Origin of the sequence: Paraburkholderia sp. BR10936 (assembly GCF_040965735.1) — a bacterium.
In the GTDB taxonomy this organism is placed as follows: Bacteria; Pseudomonadota; Gammaproteobacteria; order Burkholderiales; family Burkholderiaceae; genus Paraburkholderia; species Paraburkholderia nodosa_A.
The window spans coordinates 1-17,091 of record NZ_JBFRCM010000045.1 but is presented as its reverse complement, the minus strand read 5'-3'; the positions used below and the strand labels follow the sequence as shown (position 1 = coordinate 17,091).

14 protein-coding genes and 9 pseudogenes are annotated in these 17,091 nt (G+C 57.2%); 16 read left to right on the top strand and 7 right to left on the bottom strand.

All coding sequences use genetic code 11. From position 1 onward, the window contains the following. Positions 1-126: 126 nt before the first annotated feature. Positions 127-724, top strand: a pseudogene (locus AB4Y36_RS40010) (methyl-accepting chemotaxis protein); the annotation flags it as partial. Between the two features lie 25 nt (positions 725-749). Here the strand turns inward: AB4Y36_RS40010 and AB4Y36_RS40005 are convergent. Both AB4Y36_RS40005 and fabF read right to left on the bottom strand, forming a co-directional pair. Next, complete coding sequence (locus tag AB4Y36_RS40005; RefSeq protein ID WP_368661997.1) at positions 750-971, bottom strand: hypothetical protein; 222 nt, start codon at positions 969-971, stop codon at positions 750-752. A 287-nt stretch (positions 972-1,258) separates the two neighbouring features. Further along, positions 1,259-2,500, bottom strand: a complete 1,242-nt coding sequence (gene fabF, locus AB4Y36_RS40000; RefSeq protein WP_069268843.1) for a beta-ketoacyl-ACP synthase II — start codon at positions 2,498-2,500, stop codon at positions 1,259-1,261. Between the two features lie 870 nt (positions 2,501-3,370). Between fabF and AB4Y36_RS39995 the strand changes: the two genes are divergently transcribed. The 10 genes and pseudogenes from AB4Y36_RS39995 (at position 3,371) to AB4Y36_RS39950 (ending at position 10,298) form a co-directional block, all read left to right on the top strand. After that, the gene (locus AB4Y36_RS39995) at positions 3,371-3,547 is read left to right on the top strand and encodes a hypothetical protein (RefSeq protein ID WP_176733000.1); all 177 of its coding nucleotides are present in this window, start codon (positions 3,371-3,373) and stop codon (positions 3,545-3,547) included. A 130-nt stretch (positions 3,548-3,677) separates the two neighbouring features. After that, positions 3,678-4,418: an SDR family NAD(P)-dependent oxidoreductase gene (locus AB4Y36_RS39990; RefSeq protein WP_368661998.1), complete on the top strand. Its 741-nt coding sequence runs from the start codon at positions 3,678-3,680 to the stop codon at positions 4,416-4,418. A gap of 24 nt (positions 4,419-4,442) precedes the next feature. Continuing rightward, positions 4,443-4,888, top strand: a pseudogene (locus AB4Y36_RS39985) (transposase); the annotation flags it as partial. Then, positions 4,887-5,140 (top strand): annotated as a pseudogene (locus AB4Y36_RS39980) (IS5/IS1182 family transposase); the annotation flags it as partial. The pseudogenes AB4Y36_RS39985 and AB4Y36_RS39980, both read left to right, overlap by 2 nt. Next, positions 5,128-5,308: pseudogene (locus AB4Y36_RS39975) on the top strand (transposase); the annotation flags it as partial. The pseudogenes AB4Y36_RS39980 and AB4Y36_RS39975, both read left to right, overlap by 13 nt. 8 nt (positions 5,309-5,316) lie before the next feature. Further along, positions 5,317-5,668, top strand: a pseudogene (locus AB4Y36_RS39970) (secretin N-terminal domain-containing protein); the annotation flags it as partial. Between the two features lie 374 nt (positions 5,669-6,042). Beyond that, positions 6,043-6,284, top strand: a pseudogene (locus AB4Y36_RS39965) (IS5/IS1182 family transposase); the annotation flags it as partial. A gap of 260 nt (positions 6,285-6,544) precedes the next feature. Continuing rightward, entirely contained in the window at positions 6,545-7,369 is an 825-nt protein-coding gene (locus AB4Y36_RS39960; RefSeq protein WP_368661999.1) for a GHMP kinase, read from the top strand. 22 nt (positions 7,370-7,391) lie between these two features. Next, complete coding sequence (locus AB4Y36_RS39955; protein ID WP_083245641.1) at positions 7,392-9,035, top strand: pyridoxal-phosphate dependent enzyme; 1,644 nt, start codon at positions 7,392-7,394, stop codon at positions 9,033-9,035. 126 nt (positions 9,036-9,161) lie between these two features. Next, positions 9,162-10,298: pseudogene (locus AB4Y36_RS39950) on the top strand (IS630 family transposase). Here AB4Y36_RS39950 and AB4Y36_RS39945 read toward each other — a convergent pair. Beyond that, on the bottom strand, positions 10,222-10,824 hold the full coding sequence (locus AB4Y36_RS39945) for a transposase (RefSeq protein ID WP_368685889.1): 603 nt from the start codon (positions 10,822-10,824) through the stop codon (positions 10,222-10,224). The pseudogene AB4Y36_RS39950 and the gene AB4Y36_RS39945 overlap by 77 nt on opposite strands. A gap of 475 nt (positions 10,825-11,299) precedes the next feature. On the opposite strand from AB4Y36_RS39945, the gene AB4Y36_RS39940 reads away from it, so the two are divergent. Together AB4Y36_RS39940 and AB4Y36_RS39935 are read left to right on the top strand one after the other, a co-directional pair. Beyond that, positions 11,300-11,533: a hypothetical protein gene (locus AB4Y36_RS39940; protein WP_368662001.1), complete on the top strand. Its 234-nt coding sequence runs from the start codon at positions 11,300-11,302 to the stop codon at positions 11,531-11,533. A gap of 84 nt (positions 11,534-11,617) precedes the next feature. Next, on the top strand, positions 11,618-12,346 hold the full coding sequence (locus tag AB4Y36_RS39935; protein ID WP_368685890.1) for a GntR family transcriptional regulator: 729 nt from the start codon (positions 11,618-11,620) through the stop codon (positions 12,344-12,346). A gap of 88 nt (positions 12,347-12,434) precedes the next feature. Here the strand turns inward: AB4Y36_RS39935 and AB4Y36_RS39930 are convergent. Together AB4Y36_RS39930 and AB4Y36_RS39925 are read right to left on the bottom strand one after the other, a co-directional pair. Then, positions 12,435-12,675 (bottom strand): annotated as a pseudogene (locus AB4Y36_RS39930) (integrase core domain-containing protein); the annotation flags it as partial. Beyond that, complete coding sequence (locus AB4Y36_RS39925) at positions 12,647-12,994, bottom strand: hypothetical protein (RefSeq protein WP_069268839.1); 348 nt, start codon at positions 12,992-12,994, stop codon at positions 12,647-12,649. The pseudogene AB4Y36_RS39930 and the gene AB4Y36_RS39925, both read right to left, overlap by 29 nt. On the opposite strand from AB4Y36_RS39925, the gene AB4Y36_RS39920 reads away from it, so the two are divergent. Further along, positions 12,993-14,861 (top strand): DEAD/DEAH box helicase family protein, encoded by a 1,869-nt coding sequence (locus tag AB4Y36_RS39920; protein WP_368662002.1) that lies wholly within the window; start codon positions 12,993-12,995, stop codon positions 14,859-14,861. The genes AB4Y36_RS39925 and AB4Y36_RS39920 overlap by 2 nt on opposite strands. Here AB4Y36_RS39920 and AB4Y36_RS39915 read toward each other — a convergent pair. Together AB4Y36_RS39915 and AB4Y36_RS39910 are read right to left on the bottom strand one after the other, a co-directional pair. After that, positions 14,794-15,198 carry a PIN domain nuclease gene (locus AB4Y36_RS39915; RefSeq protein ID WP_027820332.1) on the bottom strand — a complete coding sequence of 135 codons (405 nt, stop codon included), beginning with the start codon at positions 15,196-15,198 and terminating at the stop codon, positions 14,794-14,796. The genes AB4Y36_RS39920 and AB4Y36_RS39915 overlap by 68 nt on opposite strands. Then, positions 15,195-15,389, bottom strand: coding sequence for a type II toxin-antitoxin system VapB family antitoxin (locus AB4Y36_RS39910; RefSeq protein ID WP_028215418.1), 195 nt, complete (start codon positions 15,387-15,389; stop codon positions 15,195-15,197). Before AB4Y36_RS39910 ends, AB4Y36_RS39915 begins: the two co-directional genes overlap by 4 nt. A 288-nt stretch (positions 15,390-15,677) precedes the next feature. Here AB4Y36_RS39910 and AB4Y36_RS39905 point away from each other — a divergent pair, with 288 nt between their 5' ends. Next, complete coding sequence (locus AB4Y36_RS39905) at positions 15,678-16,190, top strand: DNA-binding protein (RefSeq protein WP_368685888.1); 513 nt, start codon at positions 15,678-15,680, stop codon at positions 16,188-16,190. Positions 16,191-16,812: 622 nt separating this feature from the next. Beyond that, a pseudogene (locus AB4Y36_RS39900) lies at positions 16,813-17,091 on the top strand (IS6 family transposase); the annotation flags it as partial.

Here is a 17,091-nt window from a genome sequence, read left to right as displayed (position 1 = left end):
GACAATCATCCAGCGACAATCATCAGGAAGGAGCGACAACCATGACCGAATAACCACCGACAATCACCCCGGTCGACCGGCCAAAATGATTGTCGGTAAACCGGCCATCCTGCTTGACGCTATCTAAATCTGTCCGCGCGTACCGAAAAGCACGCTGCATCCCTTTAGAAAACCGCATCAAGATGGCGCAGCTCACCGAGACGGTTCGAAACAACGCTGACAATGCTATTCAGGCGAGCACGCTTGCCTTGAACGCGACCGATCTGGCAGAACGTGGCAACGACGTGGTGTCAACCATGATTGGTACCATCGAGAAAATCAGTGGCAGTTCTGCCAGAATTGCTGAGATCACGGGTGTAATCGAAGGTATCGCCTTCCAGACCAATATTCTGGCGCTCAATGCGGCGGTGGAAGCTGCCCGGGCGGGCGAACAGGGGCGCGGCTTTGTGGTTGTGGCAAGTGAGGTACGCAATCTCGCACAGCATTCGGCCACGGCGGCCAAGGAAATTAAGTCGCTTATTGGTGACCCCGTGGCGGTCGTGGAGCATGGGGCAAGCCAGGCGGCCGACGCAGGAACAACGATAGGGCAAGTCAAGGATGCGATCAGGTGTGTCGCGGATATCGTCAGCGAGATTTCCTGGCGTCTGAAGAGCAAAGCGTCGGCATCAAGTATGTCAACACCGGCATCAGTGAGATGGACAGGGCCACGCAACAAAACGCGGCTTCGTAGAAGCTTTTATTCTCCAGTTTCAGGGATTGCTCACCCCTGCGCCCGCCGACACGTTGAACACCGACACTGAATCCTCCAGTTCGACCGCCTGCGCGTTCAACGCCTGCACGCCGGCGCCTGCCTGCTCCACGAGCTCGCTTGCTCGACGACCTGGCGGCGCATAAAATCTGTACGTTGACCCGAACTCATGGAAGAGAATCATGCGGCGCCGGACCAGCATACACAACGGTTTCAGAGCCATTCGTGCTTGCGGTGTCGCTTGAGACAGGAGGGCGAGGCCCGGTCACATCGGCGGTCTGCCGAGTTACCGCTCGATCACACACGCGATAACGGGTTGGACTCGCCGTCTGGCCCGGTGATAGCAAGCCGGCACGCAGCGGACTCGCAAGCCAGTCCGACTACCCCACATTTCCGGGGTGGTTCAAACTGGGCAGGCGTGCTGCTATCTCCGACCAATAGAGATTCTTTACGTTGACGTGCCTTCAAGATCTGCTTCGCGAACTTGGCAGATTCCTCTGTCCTAGCCATTCACTCGATCCGGCGGAATACTAGCGTGCCGTTGGTGCCGCCGAACCCGAACGAATTTGAAATGGCAACATCAATCGGCATGCGTCGAGCTACGAGGGGTACATAGTCGAGGTCGCATTCCGGGTCGGGCTTTGTCAAGTTGGCGGTCGGCGGCGCAATCTGGTGGTGCACGGTGAGCGCGGTGTAGACGGCCTCGACACCACCCGCAGCGGCAAGCAGGTGCCCGGTCACTGATTTTGTCGAGCTGATCGCGAGGTCCTTGGCGTGCGAGCCGAAGGCTGCCTTCAGCGCGAGCGATTCCGCGCGGTCGCCGAGCGGCGTCGAAGTGCCGTGCGCATTGATGTATTGCACGCTGTCGGCCGCGACGCGTGCATTGCGCAAGGCATTGCGTATGCAGCGGGCCGCGCCTTCCCCGTCTTCCGACGGGCTAGTAATATGGAATGCGTCACCGCTCAGTCCGAATCCGGCCAATTCCGCGTAAATCCGTGCGCCGCGCTGGCGCGCGTGCTTCATCTCCTCGAGCACGATGATGCCCGCTCCTTCACCTAGCACGAAGCCGTCGCGCTCCGCGTCCCACGGGCGGCTCGCTGTCTCGGGACTTTCGTTGCGCGTCGAGAGCGCCTTGGCCCGGCCAAAGCCCGCGAGGCTGCTCTCGGTGATCGCCGCCTCTGCTGCCCCTGCAATCATGACATCGGCGTCACCATACTCGATCAGCCGGGCGGCGTCTCCGATCGCATGAGTGGCGGTCGAGCACGCCGTCGCCATGGCGAGATTCGGTCCCTTGAGCCCGTACCGGATCGAGAGATGCCCCGCGATCATGTTGATGATGGATGAGGGCACGTAAAATGGGGACACCCGCCGCGGCCCTTTGTCCCTGATCGTGAAGGCAGTGTCGACGAGGGTCTGTACGCCGCCGGTTCCGGACCCGACATGAACGCCGATCCGGGAGGCATTTGCTTCGGTCACTGTGAGGCCGCTGTCGACGAATGCTTCCATGCCGGCCACGACACCGAGTTGGATGAAGCGATCCATATGGCGGACCTCTTTTTCCGAAATGAAGCGAGTTGCGTCGAACCCCTTGACTTCGCCAGCGATTTGCGCCGGGAAATCGGTCGTATCGAAAAAGGTGACCCGGCCGATTCCGCTGCGGCCGGCAATGACATTCGACCAATTTTCCTCGACGCCAATCCCGACCGGGGAAATGGCACCAAGACCGGTGACGACGACTCTTCGGTTGTCCATTTTTTCTTATTTGATATCGAAAATCGACCAATACCGCGCGAAATGCTAAAGCTGTCGACCCGTGCGATCGATAGGGAGGGGCTTTACGGTTTGATCCGATAGTAGCCATGTGGCCGTCATCGTCCCACAAAAGCCGGCACCCACTATCACGATCGATACAGTCATTGCCACGGCTCCTATGGTTGTTCTCGTATCCGCTCCCGTAGAAAATTGATTTTGACGTTAAGATGGATATCCGCTCCGATAGCGTCGCTTGCATCGGGGCATATCGGGAAAGTTCTCTTTCCGGCACGGATAGTCGGAAGCTGTGCCGCGCGTCGCAGGAAGCGACTATGCGGCATCTCGCCTCGAACTACAAAATCAATTGTTTGGATAACACTGATTCGCATCGCAAATGAATATCTGCGAAGGACCGGCATGACGAACGCGCGCATCGTCGATGTTCTGCGCAGCGAGCGGATAGTGCAGTCGCTTCAGAACCTTCGCAATTCCTTGGCAAGGGCCGTTCGTGGGTGCCTTCTTGATCATCGGGTCAGAACCGGTTCGTCAGACGCGCATTCTAGCGCCCCCGCACTAATGCGACACAACCCTTCAATGACGCTTAGTGTTGGTATCAATGCATTTGACGCCTTTCTTCTGGTAGTTGCACAGAGAGTCGCGTAACGTGCCGTGTTAGGTAGGTGGGTAGTACGACGACCCGCAGAGCTTAGGTTAATTAACATTTTCCCGATAAGGATTGTGTATGGAAAAGATAAACAACTGATTGCGGGTTTTCCGAAAGGGCGGAATTTGCTTGCGTGCCCCGTCGGGACTGGCTCGCGGGGTTGGCGAGGGCGGTCGGATTAAAGTCAAGGCTTTGCGGATACGAGAATGGCTGCAAAACATGGCCGGCAGGCGATCCCCACAACATTGACGGATGAGCAGTCGGGCATTTGTATTGCAGCATCTGAGCCGTGGCCGCCGCCGACGTTGCTGTTACAGAAGGTGTTCAACTACGGGTGCGTGATGCGTTCCTTCTGCGCGGCAGTCACGACTTCGACGATCTAACTGACGCGCTGTTCCTCTCATCCAGATTGCCGCGCCACAACTCGTGCAGGTTCGCCTCACCGCACGCAGAGCGGCGCGCCCCAATGCAAGCGATCGCAAGCAACGATCTATCCAAATTGGAACTGCACAGATGGGCCAAGTTAATCGTTATATGCTGTTGACCGGCGCCAGCCGCGGTATCGGTCATGCCACAGTTAAGCTTTTTCAGGAAAACAACTGGGAGGTGTTCACTGTCTCACGGCGACCGTTCTCGGACAGTTGCAAGTGGCCTGCGGCGCGTGAAACGCACATCCAAGCAGACCTCGCGGACCTCGATAACATCGACCGGATCGCTTTGGAAGTCAGGCGACGGCTACCTGATGGACAACTACATGCGCTCGTCAACAATGCTGGAATCTCGCCTAAAGGCGAGAACAGATCGCGCCTCGGAATTCTCAACAGCGATATTCAGACATGGATGACTGTTCTTAACGTGAATTTGGTATCCAACGCATTACTGGCGCGATCGCTGTTCCCAGAATTGGTCCGAGCAAAAGGAGCGATTGCCAACGTAACATCGATCGCCGGGGTGAAGGTTCATCCTTTCGCGGGTACTGCGTACGCAGCTTCAAAGGCTGCGCTCGCAGCTCTAACACGAGAAATGGCACACGAGTTTGGCCCCGAGGGCGTACGCGTCAACGCTATTGCGCCGGGCGAAATTGATACCTCGATCCTGTCGCCCGGCACTGAGGAGATCGTGGATCACGGTATTCCTATGCGTCGTCTCGGAGATCCGGCCGAAGTCGCACGAGTAATCTACTTCCTCTGCACTGAGGCCTCGTCGTACATCAACGGAGCAGAGTTGCACGTCAGTGGAGGGCAGCATGTCTGAAGTCATGCGTCGGCACATAAAGACCGACGCCATGTGGCATATGGGCTGAGCCGGCGAAATCTGGAAGAGATGATGGCTGAACGTGGCATCGATGTCGACCATTCAACCGTGCACCGATGGGCGATCAAGTTGCTGCCCGCTCCGGAAAGGCATTTCGACGTCGCAAGCGCGCAGTCGGCAGGAGCCGACGCGTGGATGATACGTATATCAAGGTCAAGGGACAGTGGAAGTACTGTACCGGGCCGTGGACAAAGCGGAAGATGATCGATTTCCTGCTGCGCGCCCACCTTGACAAGGCTGCCCCGAAGCGCCACTTCGAAAAGTCGATCGAGCGCAGCGGCGAACCCGAGGTGGTAACGATCGACAAGAATGGGGCGAATCTCGCTGCGCTTGAGGCTATCGACGCCGGGCGCGAGACGCCGACCAAGATCTGTCAGTCGAAGTATCTGAATATCATCGTCGAGCAGGAAGAAACGCAGCAACGAGACACATCAGTCCAGGACCGACCCCGATGCGCAATTCTATCGCAAAGGCAAAACGGCCAGCGAATTGGGGTAATGGGCCGTACGCTGACCGATAACCGGCACGGTCTGGTGGTCAATGCGCGCGTGACACGCGCCGACGAACATGCTGAGCGTGAAGCGGCTAAGATCATGATCCACGACGCACGGCAAGCGGCAGACGATGCCAGCGCAGACATCACACTGGGCGCGGACAAGGGTTGCTGCCACGCCGCTGGGTGGTTGAGCGCAGCTTCGGCTGCGCTCAACCGTTTCCGCCGACTGGCAAGAGACTACGAGCGCCTGCCTGAAACCTTGGCCGGTCTGCATTTCGTCGTCTTTGCCATGCTCATGCTCGTCCATGCTGTGCCCAATATCCAAAGGATCTAACATTCTCTAGAAACGAATCGGCGATCAACCTCCTGCCGGTGCTGCGTCCGCTCATTTCGCCGAGTAATATGGTTGCCGCTTATCCATCAAATAATACGATCGTCGTCACTGACTATGCGGATAACATCCGCCGCATCGAGCAGATCATCGAGGGCGTAGATTCTGCGGCTGGCCAGCAGGTGCAGGTAGCATACCTGAAGAACGCGAATTCGCTCGACGTTGCGACCCAGATGACCCAAGATGCTTGACCCTGGGGCGATCGGCAATGTGGATGCGACGCTGAAGGTCTTGGTGCAGGCTGATCCGCGCACGAATTCGCTAATGCTGCGTGCGTCGAACGCAGCGCGCCTCGCGGCGGCTAACCCAACTGCCCGATGGTCGCCCCGAGGCGCTTTTCCAATTTTAGATAAAGCCGAACCGCTCGAAGACGCTCTTCATACGAGTACATGAACTACGTCTAGGTAGTCCAAGTTTTCGTCCGCACCCCCGGGGGGCAGTACATCGGCGCTAACAGCTTCGGACATTCGACCATGAAACATCGAAATGCGAAGCCATCTCTGAATCCCGAAACGACAGCCCGTGCTGTCCCGTTTGTTATCTAGATGACGTCGGCTGTAGGAATTCGTTCAATTGATTGCGTGGTTGTGCAATCACTTTGACCGTCGGCGGTCTCATTTTTGCAGGCATGCATCTTGTATGCGAATCGACCTAGCGGGCTGTTGAAGACTGAAACGATCCGTGGAGCAGATGGCAACGCCAAAGCGATGTTCACAATGGCAGCGCTGGATGACTTTGAGGCTACGAGCCACCCCTTGCGGCCGATTCGTATCTGGCGGAATGATGCGCGCAAGCGCATGGGCCGGGTGTTCGCACGCTTGTACGCGAGTCATCCGAAGTGCAGTTGCCGTGCAGCGCCAAGGACAAACTGATTCGTGCGCTGCTGGTGCAGGTGTGGTATTCGGTTCGAAGCGAGCGTACGCAGAGACAGGGGCAAGACGGTCGGTATCAATTCGATACGGACCAGACAGATGCGGCAGTTCTTGGGAGGTTACTCGAGCTGGTGAGCTGTATCTCAGCAGACTACCAGGAGTTGCAGACCGCCCCGTTGCCGCGTATGAAACTCTCCCAGTATTCGTACTGGAATTTCTTGAACCAGAGCCAAAGGAGATAGAAAATATGCACCGGAAACAAGGGAGTGGCGAGGCCGCAGGACACCACGGGGAGCTCCTCCAGGGAATGTTTGAAGACGATGATGGTTTGCTGTGGCGTGGTTTAGTCTCCATGCCTTACCGGAGTCTCAAGTCAAGGGCAGAGTTCCTGCCGAACGAGAACAAGCGAGAAGTAGACGTTTTTCCAAGCCGTTGCGAAAAAGCCAAACGCGCCGCAGAAATCACGCTTGAGCGGTTCTCGGCTGCGAGGGTGGGGGGGGTACTTGGGCTTACGAGCAATATCCCTGTTGCGCGTGGTATGGGGTCATCCACAGCTGATGTAGTGGCCAGCATCTTGGCAGTTCTTGAATCGCTTGATATCGAGCTGCCGCCTAGCGATGTTATGCAAATTGCAGTAAGCGCTGAGTCGGCATGTGATTCAACAATATTCTCGCAGCAGGCGGTACTATTTGCGCAACGAGATGGATTTGTTCTTGAAGCATTCAGGAGACCGATTCCTCCGATTGACTTTATAAGTGTGACTGCGGATACCGAACAGACTGTCAACACGCTTGATATGGAATTGCCCCAGTACAACTTAGAAGAGGTCGAGAACTTTCGACCGATTCGAGCTCTATTGCGTAAAGGGATTGATACATCCGATATAAAATTGCTCGGCCGCGTCGCGACAGCAAGCACTTGGCTTAATCAGCGATTTTTACGAAAGCCACGTCTACGCGATATTGAAGAAATTGGGCGAAAATATGGTTCAGTTGGACTACAGATAGCACACAGCGGAACGGTTATTGGCGTGATGTTCGATCCGGCGAGCGAAAGAACTGCGGAGAACATGTATTTGGCTACCCGTGAATTAGTGTGTTCAGGATTTGAAGCTACTGTTATCGCGAAGTGATAAAAACACTGGGAATAAAAGGATGATGAATCGAAATATTATGCGAAACCTTGAGGATTTCGAAAATCCACGGATCGTCAGGCTGGATGCTAATTTTTATGGGGCAAGCTTCTTTCTGATGAAGCTGCTTCCGGCGCGGTTCATACTCGAACAAGCTGTGTCGGAGGGGCTGCTCAAACCGGGTGCCACCATCTGCGAGTCCTCCTCTGGTACATTTGGTCTAGCGTTAGCCATGTTAGCCGTTCAGTATGGCTATAAACTCATATTGGTAAGCGATTGGGCAATCGATCGTCACCTTAAAAGCCGCCTTGTAGAGCTTGGTGCACACGTAGAAGTTGTGAACGATCCGGCACCACAAGGGGGGCTACAACAGGCTAGGCTAAATAGGTTGGCTAAATATCTGAAGGAAATCCCTGGCAGCTTCTGGCCGTCTCAATATTCTAACACCGGCAATCCACTGGCCTACGGTAAGTTCGCGGAACTACTGATCCAAAAACTTGTGAAGGTCGACTGCCTGGTGGGGCCAGTTGGTTCCGGTGGGTCGATGTCAGGCACTACTAGATTTTTAAGAGTGCCATTCCCTGAGTTACACGCTATTGGCGTGGATATGCCACATTCTGTTTTGTTCGGACAGCCCTGCGGAGATTTGGGGGATCTTAGTGGGCTCGGGGGGGAAATTGTGCCTTCCAACGTGGATCATCGGCAGTTTGACGAGGTTCACTGGCTGACGCCTGCAGAAGTGTTTCATGCAACTCATCAACTACATCGAGAACATGGGCTATTTATGGGGCCGACCAGTGGCGCAGCCTATAGAGTGGCAGATTGGTGGTCCAGGAAGAACCCCGGGAAAAACGTTGTGGCGATTTTTCCAGATGAGGGACACCGCTATGTCGATACTATTTATAACTATGAAGGCGACTGGCTTTCGTCTTTGTCCATTACGTCTTCTTATGTGCGGGAGGCACCGGTAACTGTGGAGGCACCCACGGAGGTGTTGAGCGGTTGGTCGTGTTATGCGTGGGGGAGACGAACACTTGACGAGGTTCTTTCTCGTGTCATTGAAGAAGAGAGGCCCGAGCTTGTCTCTCGACAGCAAAAACTGGAAGTCTCACAAGCAGTCGCCAGTGCCTCAGAACAATCCTTTTGCACCGCACCGACCTCCCACATTGTGGCAGGCGATGCCAGGCTGTTAGAATTGTCGTGTCTCGACAGTGCTACCGTCGCGCACCTCAGGCTGGATGCCGATCAATGTCAATATGTCGACCCGTTGTACGTAGTGTTTTCAGAACTGAGGCAAAGCCAAAATTCGGAATTCGAGCATTGTTTTTCAGTCGTAGCGCATGACGATGTTGTAGGTTTTTTTGTCCTTCGAGAAAAGGCCGCAGTGCCAGAATGGGCGAATCCGGACGCTATGACGATGCACAGCCTGCGGGTGGGCCTATCATACCAAGGTAAGGGGTACGGTAAAGCTGCGGCAGAACTAGCTATTGGGTGGATCGCGTCCAATCGCCCAAATGTCGACCGTTTAATGCTTGCCGTCAATGCGCGGAATGTGGTAGCTAAACGCATGTACCTAGGCTTTGGCTTCAGAGATACAGGACTAACCTACTGCGGCCCGATTGGTATTCAGAATATTTTTGAATATGAAATTACACCAGAAAAGTGATTGCCTTCAACTGGCTTTTGACTGAGCGTTTCTTGTCTCGGCCCAAGCCTAATATTTCGTCCCAGAAATGACTTAACGTAAATTCAGATTGGTCTATGATCGAATCACGGTGAGTTGGGGGCGATCATGGGACGCAAAGGAATCGAGCTTGTCGTGTCGGAGCTGGAGCGAGAGCAATTTTTCTCAATGAGCCGCTCGCGTTCGCTGCCTCACTCTCTCGTGCGCCGGGCAAAGATTATCTTGATGGCCGCTGACGGTCATACCGGTCAAGAAATTGCGACGCAGTGCGAAGTAACACCGCCTGCAATTACGCACTGGAAGAAGCGCTTTGTTGCCCACGGACTTGCCGGTCTGCATGATGAAGCCCGTCCAGGCCGGCCTCGCACGCATGATGATGAAGCAGTCGCGGAATTGCTTGCGAGGATGCTGCATGAGAAGCCGGACGGGGCAACGCACTGGAGCGTGCGCTCCGCTGCTGCGCAGACAGGGATTTCGAAGAGTTCGGTGGCCCGATATCTGTCGTTGTTCGGCGTACAGCCTCATCGGTCAAAAAGCTCCAAGCTGTCTAATGATCCCTACTTCGTGGAGAAGGTGCGCAATATCGTCGGCCTGCACCTGAGTCCGCCGACCAATGCCCTGGTGCTATGCGTCGACGAGAAGAGCCAGTGTCAGGCGCTGGAGCGTACGCAGCCGATGTTGCCGATTGGGTTGGGCTATCTCGAAGGAGTGACACATGATTACGTCCGGCACGGCACCACCACTCTGTTCGCCGCGCTCGATACGGCAACCGGTGAAGTTATTGTGCAATGTAAGCCGCGCCACCGACATAAGGAATTCATGGCGTTTCTCAGGCATGTGGATCAGGCGGTGCCTGCCGATCTCGATGTGCATCTGATCGTCGATAACTATGCGACACACAAGCATCCCAAGGTCAGGGCGTGGCTGGCCAGGCATACGCGCTACCACATACACTTCACGCCGACTTACTCAAGCTGGCTGAATCAGGTCGAACGCTGGTTTGGCCTGATTACACAGCAGGCGATCCGTCGAGGGTCGTTCAAGAACGTGCGTCAACTCATCACCAGCATCGAGTGATATATCGCGCAGTACAACCAACACGGCCGACCGTTCGTATGGACCGCGACTGCCGATTCAATTTTCCAGAAAGTGGCTCGGCTATGCAAAGTTATTTCTGGGACAGAACAAGCACTGTGTCGATATATTCCTGCAGGACGATCTGTTGCTCCGGCCGGGCGAACCTGATGCCTTCCAGCCAGCGCCAATGCGCTTGCGTCCATCTGGAGCGGCCCGTGTAGCGATGGCCATGCCGCGCCAGAAATGACAGCAGCCGTTGCTTGGCCTGGCGTTGCAGATGCTTCATGTCCTCACGCGCACGGGTCAGATCGCGCAGCGCCTCCTGTGCCTGATCCGGAATCCACACGGGGCTCAACTCACCGGCGCGATACAGGCGCGCCAGGCTCAGGGCATCGCGCCGGTCGGTCTTCACGCGCTCGCCCGGCTTCTTCGGAATCAGCGACGGCGCCACGACCTGGCAGTCCTGCTTGAGTTCCCGCAGCTGTCGGCAAATGGTGTAGCCACAGGGGCCGGCTTCGTAGCAGAACGCAAGCCGTCCTGTGCCCCGCTTGAGCTGTGCGACCAGTTTCGCAATGGCCTCAGGTGTGTTCACAATCTCGCCCACATACCGCACTTCGCCAGCCGTGTCGGCGACCGCCACTGCAACCGTTTCCTGATGTACATCCAGGCCCACGTACTTGCTAAACTTGTTCATGACCTGCCCCCTCAATGCGGCTCTGAGCCGCGGTGTAGCCCACCTCAAGCTTAATCCGCGTAACTTGAGGTGCGGCAGGTCCATACATGATGTCTAGGAGGCTCTTGAAATAGCTTCCGACGTGGTCATCGGAGGGAAGCGGTAAACATTGAAACGAGGAACGGACAACACTGAGACCAAACGCTGCGCGGAGCGGACGACCCTTATCCCGTCGAGCGAGTTGTCGCTCGTGCGAATCAATTTGGTTGATATGAAGGTGGATGGAGGAAAGGCAGCAGGCCAAGGGCAATGCAGTCGCAGCGCGCACATCCCGCAGATTGGGGCGGTCTTGTGACATGGGAACGGCGCTCGACGGCATACGACAGACGGCCAAAGGCCGACCGGGTGTAAAGCTGACCACCCTGTTGCATCACATCTACGCGGTCGACCGCTTGCGGGCAGCTTACTTCGGGCGGGAGCGCAAGGGGCTGCCGGGGTGGACGGCGAGACGTGGCAGTCGTACGGACTGGACCTTGAAGGCCGGCTTCTGGACCTGTCCGACCGGCTCGCCCGAGGGGCTTACCGGCCCCAGCCTATCAGACGCGTGTACTTCGACAAAGCCGACGGCAGCAAACGCCCGCTGGGCGTGCCGGCGCTGGAGGACAAGCTTGTCCAGCTTGCCACGGTCGAAGTACTCAATGCGATCTACCACCCAGTGGAAACGCAATAGACGTCTATCAGGTTAGTGCAGTTTCATTGGTTCAGTGGAACAGAACATATGATAAGTTTACGAGCGACCGCGATTAAGGTTTGCATGTTTTGTGGAGTTTTTCTGAGTGAAAAAATGATAGCAAAGCGACTACACGAAAAAATTCGGCACGAGATAACGCGGCGTGTGGCAGAGCAGGAGTATGCCGTGGGCGAACGACTGCCGTCGATCTGCGAGCTCGCCGATAGTTTCGGTGTCAGTGTGACAACTGTAGGTCGCGCAATAGAAGATCTCCGGTCGACTGGGATAGTGGACTGCGTGCCCGGGCGTGGAATCTTTGTGAGGGAGAAGCGACGATTCATCCTTGATTTTGGTTTTTCGCTTACGCGTTCTGTCGGTCGGCAGCCCCCTGTTATTGAGCCACAGACCACGATAGTTTCCGTAACACGAGAAGAGCTCTCAAGCTTCGTATTCAGAGAATTTGATGTTCCAATTGAACCCATTTGCTGTGTCAGAACGTTGACGTCGATTGCTACAATGCCGATTGTGTTTGACACTCTATACGTGTCGCAATGCTTTGGCGATGATATTGTTGACGAGCTGGATAGGAAGTCGGTTGGTGAGTTGCTACATGACCGTGGAATTTCCGTCGAAAGCTCAAGATTGCTTTTACAAGCACGGCCTGCCTCGGATGAGGCGAAAGCTGTCTTTTCGATTCCAGAAGGATTTCCAACGCTACAGCGGGTTTATCAGTTAATAGCAGAAGACCCAGTGGTCTCGGTCTTTGGGGTATCCGAGTCGCCGTTCGACCGGCTGGCATGGAGGACGGAGTGAATGGGATGGGATGTTTCGGGTCGAGGGCAATGCTGATTGACAGTGTCACGTGAGATTCCCCCGGTTTTTCGCCTTCCAGAGGCCCGGGTTATGCAGCCGCACCTCTTGTCCGCTGAGCCACAAGCCAGTCTTGCATGACCTGGGATGGCGACGCGAAGCCAAGCGATGAGTGACGACGACTGCGGTTATAAAACTCTTCGAAATATTCGAACGTCCGCCACGGCTTCGCGATGCGTGCGATACCTCGTGTCATGCAGGCGCTCGTTCTTCAGGCTGTTGAAGAAACTTTCCGTCGGTGCGTTATCCCAGCAACTGCCTTTGCGGCTCAGATGCACGTGATGTCCGAGGTGAACACCTGATTGGGTTGCGAATGCACGCGAGGCGCTCGCGCTCGTCTGCTTCCCTGGCGATCTGCTCATCGAGCCAGGCTGTGAGCTTTTCGAGCTGCGCGAGCTGCATGGGCTTCGCCCGCTTCTCGGTTGCGGGATGCAGCGCAACGATGCCTCTGAGAACCTTGCGTACATGCGGTGCCTTCGTCGGATCCGGAAAACCCTGCGTCTGATGCCATTGCGCGAGCGCTGCAAGCCGCGAGCGCAGGGTATTGATAGACAGGGTTTCTGCGTGATCGGCAAGGTACCGCGCGATCATGTCAGCGCTCGCGGGCAGAAAGCCCCGCATCCGGTGTGCCGACTGCGGGCATCGTGTACTGCTGACGCTGGACGACCAGGTCGTCTATACGCACCTGGCCGGCGATCGCACAGTGGGCCTCTATCCACTAATGCCGGACGGCACCTGCTACCTGCTCGCTGTCGACTTCGACGAGGAAGGCTGGCGTGAAGATGCGCAGGCATTCCGGCAATCCTGCCTCGAGATGGACGTGCCCGTATCGCTCGAAATCTCGCGTTCAGGCAACGGCGCTCACGCGTGGATCTTCTTCTCGTCGGCCGTTGCTGCACGTGACGCGCGACGGATGGGCTCAGCCATCATCAGCCACACCTGTACCCGGACCCGTCAGCTCGAACTGACGTCCTATGACCGGCTCTTCCCGAACCAGGACGTGCTGCCCAAAGGCGGCTTCGGTAACCTCATTGCCCTGCCGCTGCAGAAGCACCCGCGCGAGCATGGTTGGAGCGTGTTTGTCGATGACGGCTTTCAGCCGTACGCTGATCAGTGGTCGTATCTCGCGTCCGTGCAAACCATGGACAGCCGCGACATCGAGGGGGTGATCTTTCGCGCCACGGGCGGTGCGCACCCGCTCGACGTCGCGTTCATCGCCGAGGAGGATCAGGCCGAACCGTGGAAGCCGCCACCCGCGCAGCCGAAGCGGCTGGCCGGAACGATGCCGGCATCGCTCACACTGACGCTCGCGAACCAGCTCTATCTTGAAAAGGCGCAGCTTCCGCAGGCACTGCTCAACCGGCTCATCCGGCTGGCCGCCTTCCAGAATCCGGAGTTCTACCGGGCCCAGGCGCGCGGCTTCAGCGTATGGGACAAGCCACGCATCATTGGGCGCGCCGAGAACTGCCCGCGCCACATTGCATTGCCGCGCGGATGCCTTGACGACGTCGTGACGCTACTGCGCGATAACGACATCGCCTGCGACATCCGCGACGAGCGCTGCACCGGCGAGCCGCTTGCAGTTCCGTTTGCCGGCACGTTGCGCGATGACCAGCAGGCGGCCGTCACCGACCTGCTGCGACACGACACCGGCATCCTGCATGCGCCGACGGCGTTCGGCAAGACCGTGACGGCGGCCGCGATGATCGCGCAGCGTGGCGTCAACACGCTCGTGCTTGTGCACCGCCGGGAGCTGCTTGACCAGTGGTGCGAGCGCCTGCAGTCGTTTCTCGCACTCGACGCGCGCGCGATCGGCACGATCGGCGGTGGCAAGTCGAAGGCGACGGGCCGGATCGATGTCGCGATGCTGCAATCCGTGGCACCCGATGGTGCCCGCGGCGAGCTGTTGCGGCGTTACGGCCATGTCATTGTCGACGAATGTCACCACGTCTCGGCGGATTCCTTCGAGGCGGTGCTCAAGGCCGTCCATGCCCGTTACGTGCTGGGTCTGACGGCGACGCCCGTGCGGCGCGACAGCCAGCAACCGGTGATGTTCATGCTGTGCGGGCCGATCCGGCATGCGGCGAAATCCCCGGCCAGCGCGCCCCAGATGCTCGAGGTCTTCCCGCAAAGGCTCACCTCCGCAGTGGACGTCGCGGCCGACGCGCCAATCCAGGCGGTGTTCGCTCAGCTCGCGCAGGACACCCCGCGCACGCAGATGATCGCGGCGGCTGTACATGAACAGTACGGGCAGGGGCGGAACGTGCTGGTACCGGGCAATGGGCTATCAGGTCCGCACGCCCGGAGAAGATATCCAGCTCCAGTTGGCCTGAAACCGGTGGTGAATTCGTATTCCGTATCGTTTCTTGCTGTTTGCTGTCACCGGCACGTTAGTCGTCGCGCATTGCAGACTGAAGACCGAGGTGCTCGACGAACGGATCGAAATCCCGGTCGCTGAAGAGCAGCGGCGCACCGTTTTCAATGCACCACGTCGCGATCAGCGTATCGATGGTTTTGCGGATCGTTACGCCCTGCGCTCGCAAGATGCGGTAATTCCGGGCCGCCTGAATGGCGTTATCCGGCCCCACCAGCGAGACGACATCGAATCGCGTCGTCATCAGCTGCCGGGCAGTATTGAACGCCGACTCGGCGGCAAATCCCTGTAGCACCTCGGCGACGATCAGGTCGCCGGTGACCAGCACCTCCCGGCCCAGCAGGGCATCCAGTCGGCTGGCTTGGGGTGAAGCCAGCCCCCGGAAGTAGTCGATCCACACGCTTGAATCGACGAGTATCACTGGTCGCGCCTCATGGCATCCAGGTCGCCTTCCCACGGTAATTTGCCGCGGAACTGGCGAATCTGCTCCTGCTGCTTGAGCCGGATGATCGTTTTCAGGCCAAGCTCGACCGCTTCACGTTTGGTCCGGATGCCCGTTGCGGCAAGCGCTTCGGCCATCAACCGGTCGTCGATCTCGATATTGGTACGCATGGCGCGCCTCGTAAATGTGTATAAAACAATTGAATTATACACATCAAACGCTTGTGGTCCACGCTCCGGGTTGCGACATCCCGATTTGACCAGCAATCCCCTGGAGATCGTCAATTTCCATGTTTCGTACCGGTTGTGCGGCGGAACCACCCGGATTCGGACCATCACACTGGATAATGCGCCTTTATCGCATGCCAGCCACACCCACATCCGGCCGCCCTTGACCGCGTTCAGCGATACGTATATACATGGTACGTAATACAGTACGATATTCGAGCGAGGAAGCAGATGGCCCGCACCGGTCTTACGCGCATGGACGTGAAGCGCGCCCGCGACGCGTTGCTCGCACAGGGGCAGCACGCATCGATCGACGCGATACGTATCGCGCTCGGCAACACGGGCTCGAAAACCACGATCCACCGCTACCTGAGGGAACTGGAAGAAGATGAGGGCGCGTCACTGACACACGCCGGGTCGCTCTCGGACGCGATCCAGGATCTGGCGGCCCGGCTCGCGGCCCGCCTGCATGAAGAAGCACAAGCCCTCGTCGACCAGCAGGCCGCCGCTGCGGCCCGGCAGCGGCAGCAGGCGCAGTCCGAAATCGCAAGGCTCGGCGCTGAGCTGGCCACGGTGCGGGAGCAGCTCTCTGGCGCGACCGCCGCCCTTTGCGCGGAGCAGGAGGCGCACGCCGGGACTCGCGTGGCGTTGCATCAGCGCGACCTGGACGTCGAGCGGCTCACCCAGCAGGTACGTAATGCCGGGCCTTCGCATGCTCGATGCCAAAGTAACGTTGCATCGTGACGACGGCGTCCGCGCTCCTGAAGCCAGCTTTCCCTAACACTTCAAATGCTTTTTCAACACGGCACAGACTGACCACCAAGTCGCCTTCTTGAAGCCACTCTCGCTCAATGTCGACTGCAAGGTCGTCGCAGCAGATCTTATTGAACGTCTCTTGGAACATCGCGTCGGGACCTTCAACGCAATAGATGCCTAGATGGACCAGTCGGAATACCACGCCCACGACGAGGGTTAATTGGGGTGGTACCGCAGCGCGAGGAGACTGCATTACCTTATTCACGTGACCATCCTTATGCTGCACTGCCCATGAGGTAAGAATCAATTCCTAACGGGCCGAAAAGACCTCTTGGTTTCGATTTCGGTTCTGCGTGGTCGACAGCTTGATCACGCCACGCTGTCCTCGTGAAAAAGGGGCGCGCCAACCGCTGCCCAAAGCTTAGTGACGGAAAGCACAAATGGTTGGGCTGGTCGTAACTGTCTGTGTGATAGTTCATGAGAAGATGACTGTTAAGTTTATCCATGGCTGTGTCGCGATAGTGGACTCAGGGCGAGTAAGGGCCGTTACGATAACAAGTGGTTGCGGGGGCACTGTCACGTTGGCGAGGTAGTCACGCAAGATGACACGATGAAGAAAAGAAAATCGCTTTATCACGGCCACCGGTTCCCGGCGGCAGTCATTAGTCTCGCGGTTCGGTGGTATTTCCGGTTCCAACTGAGCCTGCGTGATATTGAAGAGCTGCTGTTCGAGCGCGGTGTCGTTGTCAGTTACGAGCGATCCGGACCTATCCGAATGAAAGGGACTTCCCCGTCCCGAGGCTGCGGCGGAAGCCGCGAGTCGGCATCGAAGTGCCATGATGGAGTGTCGAACTACATCAACGCCAACAGGAGGGGAAGTCCATGCCAA